This window comes from Bacillus salipaludis (assembly GCF_004358205.1).
The window spans coordinates 1-5063 of the sequence record NZ_SMYO01000063.1; the positions used below are offsets into that span (position 1 = coordinate 1).

General features: G+C 35.4%; 10 protein-coding genes. 7 read left to right on the top strand and 3 right to left on the bottom strand.

All coding sequences use genetic code 11. The features are described from left to right. Positions 1-377 precede the first annotated feature (377 nt). From E2K98_RS30045 to E2K98_RS30065, 5 genes are all read left to right on the top strand, one after another. Entirely contained in the window at positions 378-686 is a 309-nt protein-coding gene (locus E2K98_RS30045) for a PadR family transcriptional regulator (protein ID WP_133340612.1), read from the top strand. Continuing rightward, positions 683-1252: a DUF2812 domain-containing protein gene (locus E2K98_RS30050; protein ID WP_133340614.1), complete on the top strand. Its 570-nt coding sequence runs from the start codon at positions 683-685 to the stop codon at positions 1250-1252. Before E2K98_RS30045 ends, E2K98_RS30050 begins: the two co-directional genes overlap by 4 nt. Positions 1253-1654: 402 nt before the next feature. Continuing rightward, positions 1655-1879: a hypothetical protein gene (locus E2K98_RS30055; protein WP_133340617.1), complete on the top strand. Its 225-nt coding sequence runs from the start codon at positions 1655-1657 to the stop codon at positions 1877-1879. Continuing rightward, a complete protein-coding gene (locus tag E2K98_RS32500; protein WP_407921241.1) occupies positions 1873-2079 on the top strand; it encodes a DUF4275 family protein in 207 nt (68 codons plus the stop codon). The genes E2K98_RS30055 and E2K98_RS32500 overlap by 7 nt, the downstream gene beginning before the upstream one ends. A gap of 152 nt (positions 2080-2231) precedes the next feature. Beyond that, positions 2232-2708 (top strand): helix-hairpin-helix domain-containing protein, encoded by a 477-nt coding sequence (locus E2K98_RS30065; protein ID WP_133340619.1) that lies wholly within the window; start codon positions 2232-2234, stop codon positions 2706-2708. A 194-nt stretch (positions 2709-2902) separates the two neighbouring features. Here the strand turns inward: E2K98_RS30065 and E2K98_RS30070 are convergent, their stop codons facing one another. Both E2K98_RS30070 and E2K98_RS30075 read right to left on the bottom strand, forming a co-directional pair. Further along, complete coding sequence (locus E2K98_RS30070; RefSeq protein ID WP_133340621.1) at positions 2903-2992, bottom strand: YjcZ family sporulation protein; 90 nt, start codon at positions 2990-2992, stop codon at positions 2903-2905. A gap of 53 nt (positions 2993-3045) precedes the next feature. Then, positions 3046-3171 (bottom strand): YjcZ family sporulation protein, encoded by a 126-nt coding sequence (locus E2K98_RS30075; RefSeq protein WP_081810819.1) that lies wholly within the window; start codon positions 3169-3171, stop codon positions 3046-3048. Between the two features lie 577 nt (positions 3172-3748). On the opposite strand from E2K98_RS30075, the gene E2K98_RS30080 reads away from it, so the two are divergent. After that, the gene (locus E2K98_RS30080) at positions 3749-3856 is read left to right on the top strand and encodes a YjcZ family sporulation protein (protein WP_133340128.1); all 108 of its coding nucleotides are present in this window, start codon (positions 3749-3751) and stop codon (positions 3854-3856) included. Between the two features lie 36 nt (positions 3857-3892). Beyond that, positions 3893-4051 (top strand): YjcZ family sporulation protein, encoded by a 159-nt coding sequence (locus E2K98_RS30085; protein ID WP_133340623.1) that lies wholly within the window; start codon positions 3893-3895, stop codon positions 4049-4051. A gap of 484 nt (positions 4052-4535) precedes the next feature. Here the strand turns inward: E2K98_RS30085 and E2K98_RS30090 are convergent, their stop codons facing one another. Then, a complete protein-coding gene (locus E2K98_RS30090; protein WP_133340625.1) occupies positions 4536-4733 on the bottom strand; it encodes a hypothetical protein in 198 nt (65 codons plus the stop codon). Positions 4734-5063: the final 330 nt, after the last annotated feature.

A 5063-nucleotide genomic window follows, 5' to 3' on the forward strand; every position in this document is an offset into this window, starting at 1 on the left:
CTGAATCTAAGAAAAGAGATTAGCTACAGTCTGTAAACGATAACTAGGAGGAGCCGTGTGCATTAATAGTGCAAGCACGGTTCTGTGAGGGGGAGGAGTACAATCTACCGGAAGGTAGAAAGGCTCCCTTCTACTCGACTAGTTGAAGATAGATACCTATGTTCAACAATGGGGTCATTTAATTGAATAAGACTGCACCAAAAGTCGTTTTCCAACCGTACGGAAAGCGACTTTTTTTGATTGATTTTTCCCTTTTTATCGAGCTTTACTTTAAGTTCATTGGAATAATTTTGAAAATGTTATTTACTATTCAGTTGAACTGTATTATGTTATTATTAAGTTGAACTATATAGCTGAACTGAATAGAGGGTAAGGATATGAAACATAAATTATTACCGTTGTCTGAAACCATGCATTATATTTTATTAGCTCTGCGTGAGCCACTCCATGGCTATGCCGTAATGCAAAAGATAGAAAAGATAAGTAACGGTACTGTTATTTTAGCAGCTGGTACATTATACGGTGCGATTGAAAACCTGAATAAGCATGGTTGGATTGAGCCTGTTGGAGAGTCAGGTCGGAGAAAAGTTTATATGATAACTGCAGAAGGAAGCGCAATTTTGAAAATGGAGCAAAACAGGTTATTGCACATTTTATCACTGTACGAAGGAAGTGAATCGAAATGAAGAAATTTAAGATATTTTTTGATATTGAAAAAGAGGAACAATGGCTGAATCAGCAATTACAAAAGGGCTATCGTTGTACAAATATTAGTGGACTAGGAATATACACTTTCGATAAAACCGACAAGAGATATGTAATGCGACTGGATTATCAAGATTATTTATCAAAGAAAAAGTTCAAAGATTACAAAGAAATATTTGAAGATTTCGGTTGGATTTATATAAATGGCCCCTGGCTTGGTGGAATTCGATATTGGCAAAAAGAAGATGACGATCAAAATGAAATCTTCTCGGATCGCCAATCAAAGAGTAATTATTATAAAAGATTGATGGGTTATTCATCTGGTTTAGGTATACTGTTATTGTCTATATCTTATATTCTTTACAAGGATTCAGGTTTATATTTAGCCGAAGGTCTTTGGAGTATGAAAGGTGCATTATTTTGGAAAGCATTTTTATTTGAAACTCCCTTTGCCCTATTGAGGTTGCTTCCCGCCCTAATGGTTGTTTTCTTTGGCAGCAGTTTCTATAAAGCTTATCGCAAGTATTCAATGTTAAACGAAAAATAATGCGAAGAGGTTAATAATGAACTTTTTTTAATTCAAAGAAGAAATTGAGGATAATGTATCTACCACAGTCGGGCGCTTTTCTTTAATAAGAAAGCGTCTTTTTGTATGGACAACACATTTAAGGGATTGAGCTTTTTAAGGTGTAAAAAAGATTGTGAAGTAATGTACTTAAAGTAAAGGGTGCGATACTTCAAGAAGAAGGTCGCCTTTTTTTCTCTTTCTACAAGAAATATTGTGAAACGTTGTACTTAAACAATCGGCGCAGGATAGTTAAACAAGGATTGAAACTTTGCTTCTGGGAGAAATATTTTAAATAGAGGGAGGGAGTTTTATATCAAGCCATATGTTTATGAGATTTATGGATATGAAAAACTCTTCTTTATATCTTTTTTAGAAGAATTTATGGAGCTGGGTGATACAGTTGAGACTTATGAACACTGGGAGGGTAAAAAAGTATTACCAGAATCGATAAATGTTCCAAATGAAGCAAGAACAATCAACCTTTTACAGCGTACATATAAAGATGAATTCGAAGAATATCTATTCGACGAAAAGAATTGGTTGAATGAACTTACAACTAGTACAGTAGTTTCAAATCGAAGCGTCACAACATTTGTAAAATATTAAATTCACATTATAACAATTCATTCATTCTTGAAAACACCAGCGGCTTAATTTCAGAAGACATAAATAATCAAATTGAAGAATACATACATGATGTCTATGTAGTGGATAAAGATTTTTCTTGGACATATATCCAAACTCATGAAGTAGATGAGGGACCCTATTTTTATAAACCAGTTTTGGACCCGGTCTTCTTCAAGTAACGGGTGTAAGAGTTGAAGAGCAGAGCTGTCGTTGCGACAGCTTTTCTTATTGGGCTAATTAGCAGGTTAGTTGAAAAAGAAGCATCAAAATATTATATTTAACGTTGTCTAAATAAATTTAAAGCGTCTATATGGAAAATAGGGTGTATTAAATGAAAAAGTCTTCTCCCAAACTACCTTTAACATCCGAAGAAAAATTAATTTTAAGAAGATGTAAAGTAAAATTAAGTGAAATTGCCGATATGGATGTCTCTTCAATATCCAAGTGTCTAAAATCTTCTTTCGAACGTGCCAAATATCTGCGAGCTTTGGCTCAATTTCAATCCATACCTTCTATTGGTCCAAAGTTGGCTCAATGGGTAACTGAATTGGGATTTTATTCTCTTGAAGAGATAAAGAATGAAGATGGTGCTAATTTAACAGATAAATTGGAAGAACTATTCGGATATTGGGAAGACCCCTGTGTGGAAGATTCTTTACGTTGTATAGTTTATCATGCTAATTATCCTGATAGCGATAAGAGTTGGTGGTATTTTACAGATGAGAGGAAACAGTATCGAGAGCAATTTGGGTATCCTGCTACAAGACCCACAACTCCTTGGTGTGAAAAGAAACCAAAAGATGAATAGGATAAACTTAATTCCCCCTTATAAAGGGGATTTTTTATCTTCTTGTTCAACTAATGGGTACTTGAGTTGAATAAGTATCGGGCAGCATCAGCAGTTTTTTTGTGTTCTGAAAAATGTAACAACAAAAAATAATACACTTAAACGTTAAAAAAGTCCCGATAAAGGGACTTTTTCCTGCTCCATCCATCTTATTACTAATAGTACATCATAAATGATGCACCAACGATGATAAGAAGAATGAACAATACTACGATTAACGCAAAACTATTTCCCATTCCGTCCATTTAGTTCACCTCCAGCATTAATGATTCTTTCTGTATGATCGTGTATTGGTATATTAATAAAAACAAGATGCACCAACAATAATTAGAAGGATAAATAGTACAACGATTAAAACAAATGTACTGCCTCCACCGAAACCTCCGTAGCCATAACCTCCGTAGCCAAAGCCTCCAAAGCACATACTTATCACCACCTGTTAGAATGTCCGAAATAAACCTTTCACTATGTATCATATTTCATAAGACAAGATTTGCTTGGACAAATATCATATTGAGAAGGCAAAATATACGACATGCCTGTAAATGCAAAGAAACGTCTGCTTTATAGGCAAACGTTCTTAATATCCAGAAGGTAATATATATGTTTAGTTTTGGTGTAATCATAATATATGTACAAGATCATGAAATGAAATGGACAAGGGCTGATTTTTTATCGAATTAATTTTTGGTCTGTTCTAAAAAATTCCTCCAAATAAAACTTAACCGATTGGGTACTCAAGTTAAACGGATGCATAGTCTAGAGTGTAGCCGAAAAGCCATAGTATGGCTTAGCACATAGACCTGTCAAAGTCAGTCTCAATCACCAAAAGCCCTAGTAGGGCTTTTTTGTATATATTAATACTTTCCACTTAATAAAAACTACACTTAAGCATGGACAGGGAGACAACCTAGGTGAAGGATCTTAATTGCAGATAGTGCCCAACCACTTTTTGGTATTTTACATATTTTATAGGTATCAGCTGAAAGGCGGTTGTGTATATGGATGGTGTTGGTTTCGGAGGCGCTGGTGGTGGCTTTGCCTTACTCGTTGTTTTGTTTATCCTTCTTATTATTATAGGAGCTTCATTTGTTGGTGGTTTTGTTTAAGAAATAACCTATTCCTTTTTGAAAGGAGGAGTAATTATGGATGGTTACGGTGGTTTCGGAGGCTACGGTGGATTCGGTGGTTGTTGTTCCCCCGGATTTGGCTACGGAGGTGGCTTTTGCGGAGGCAATCCATTCGTTTTAATCGTAGTATTATTTATCCTGTTAATTATCGTTGGAGCAACCTGTTTTTACTAATTTAAATTCTTGAAAAAAGTCTTATATACAGGCTTTTTTCTTTTGCGTAAATTGTTAAATGCGAATATGGAATAACAGGGAAATTAAGCATGCCCTGCCCATAAAGTCATATTAGGCATATGTTATATAAACCGAAACCGCTGGTAGCACCTCAGATATGTTTTGTCTTCTTCTTACATAAAATAAAAAATTAAAGAGCCTTCTCGCAACAGTTATTAGAAAGGTCTCGAGATTTAAAAAAACATGTGCATTCTAGAAATTCATTTTATTTATTTACAAATCACAGAGTCTAAAGAAAGTGACTTGTGTTTCAAGGATTTAGCATCTTTCCTTCTATGACTTTATATCGTCCTTCACTATGGTAACTCACATAACACCGTGTATTTTCATGACTCAGATTTGTTGTGATCAGTTGAATATATGGTAAATCAACATTCGACATGAAAAAAGAGCAAGCCTGAAGGCGTTGCTCTATAAGCGATTCTTAGAAGAAGAATGGGAAAAACGGGGCACCAAACGGTCTAAAGAAAGGTCTGCCGAAAAATGGCCCAGGAAAAAATCCAAAGCCGTAGCCATCATTTGGTTGCTTTGAATTTAGTTCAGCTATTTCAAAACCGTCCTTTTTTACTTTAACAACCTTGCCGATAACCCAGTCACCCTGTTCATTTTTAAACTTAATCAATTGACCTTCGAAACGACGAGCATTTTCATAATTGAAGTAAATGCCAAAAACCTCTTTTTTAAGGGAATTGCTATAAATTATGTAAAGATGCCACATGTTGAGAAGGCAATTGACTATGTCTTGTCCATTTTTGGTAAAAATAAAAACTCACCTAGTTTGTGAAGAAACTCACTTAAACTATCGGGTGCTTGTGCGGCCGAGCATAGGTCGTATCATATAACGGGTGGGATTCCCGTCGAGTAAGAACTAGCCATTCGCTCGTAGCGAGTCTTGGAGGGCTAAAGGTAACTTTAGTCTTTAAGCGTAGACAGTTAGGTAGCGGGCCGAAAG

Coding starts and splice junctions, on each gene's coding strand:
- E2K98_RS30045 (WP_133340612.1), top strand. CDS start 378: ATGAAACATAAATTATTACCGTTGTCTGAAACCATGCATTATATTTTA.
- E2K98_RS30050 (WP_133340614.1), top strand. CDS start 683: ATGAAGAAATTTAAGATATTTTTTGATATTGAAAAAGAGGAACAATGG.
- E2K98_RS30055 (WP_133340617.1), top strand. CDS start 1,655: ATGGAGCTGGGTGATACAGTTGAGACTTATGAACACTGGGAGGGTAAA.
- E2K98_RS30065 (WP_133340619.1), top strand. CDS start 2,232: ATGAAAAAGTCTTCTCCCAAACTACCTTTAACATCCGAAGAAAAATTA.
- E2K98_RS30070 (WP_133340621.1), bottom strand. CDS start 2,992: ATGGACGGAATGGGAAATAGTTTTGCGTTAATCGTAGTATTGTTCATT.
- E2K98_RS30075 (WP_081810819.1), bottom strand. CDS start 3,171: ATGTGCTTTGGAGGCTTTGGCTACGGAGGTTATGGCTACGGAGGTTTC.
- E2K98_RS30080 (WP_133340128.1), top strand. CDS start 3,749: ATGGATGGTGTTGGTTTCGGAGGCGCTGGTGGTGGCTTTGCCTTACTC.
- E2K98_RS30085 (WP_133340623.1), top strand. CDS start 3,893: ATGGATGGTTACGGTGGTTTCGGAGGCTACGGTGGATTCGGTGGTTGT.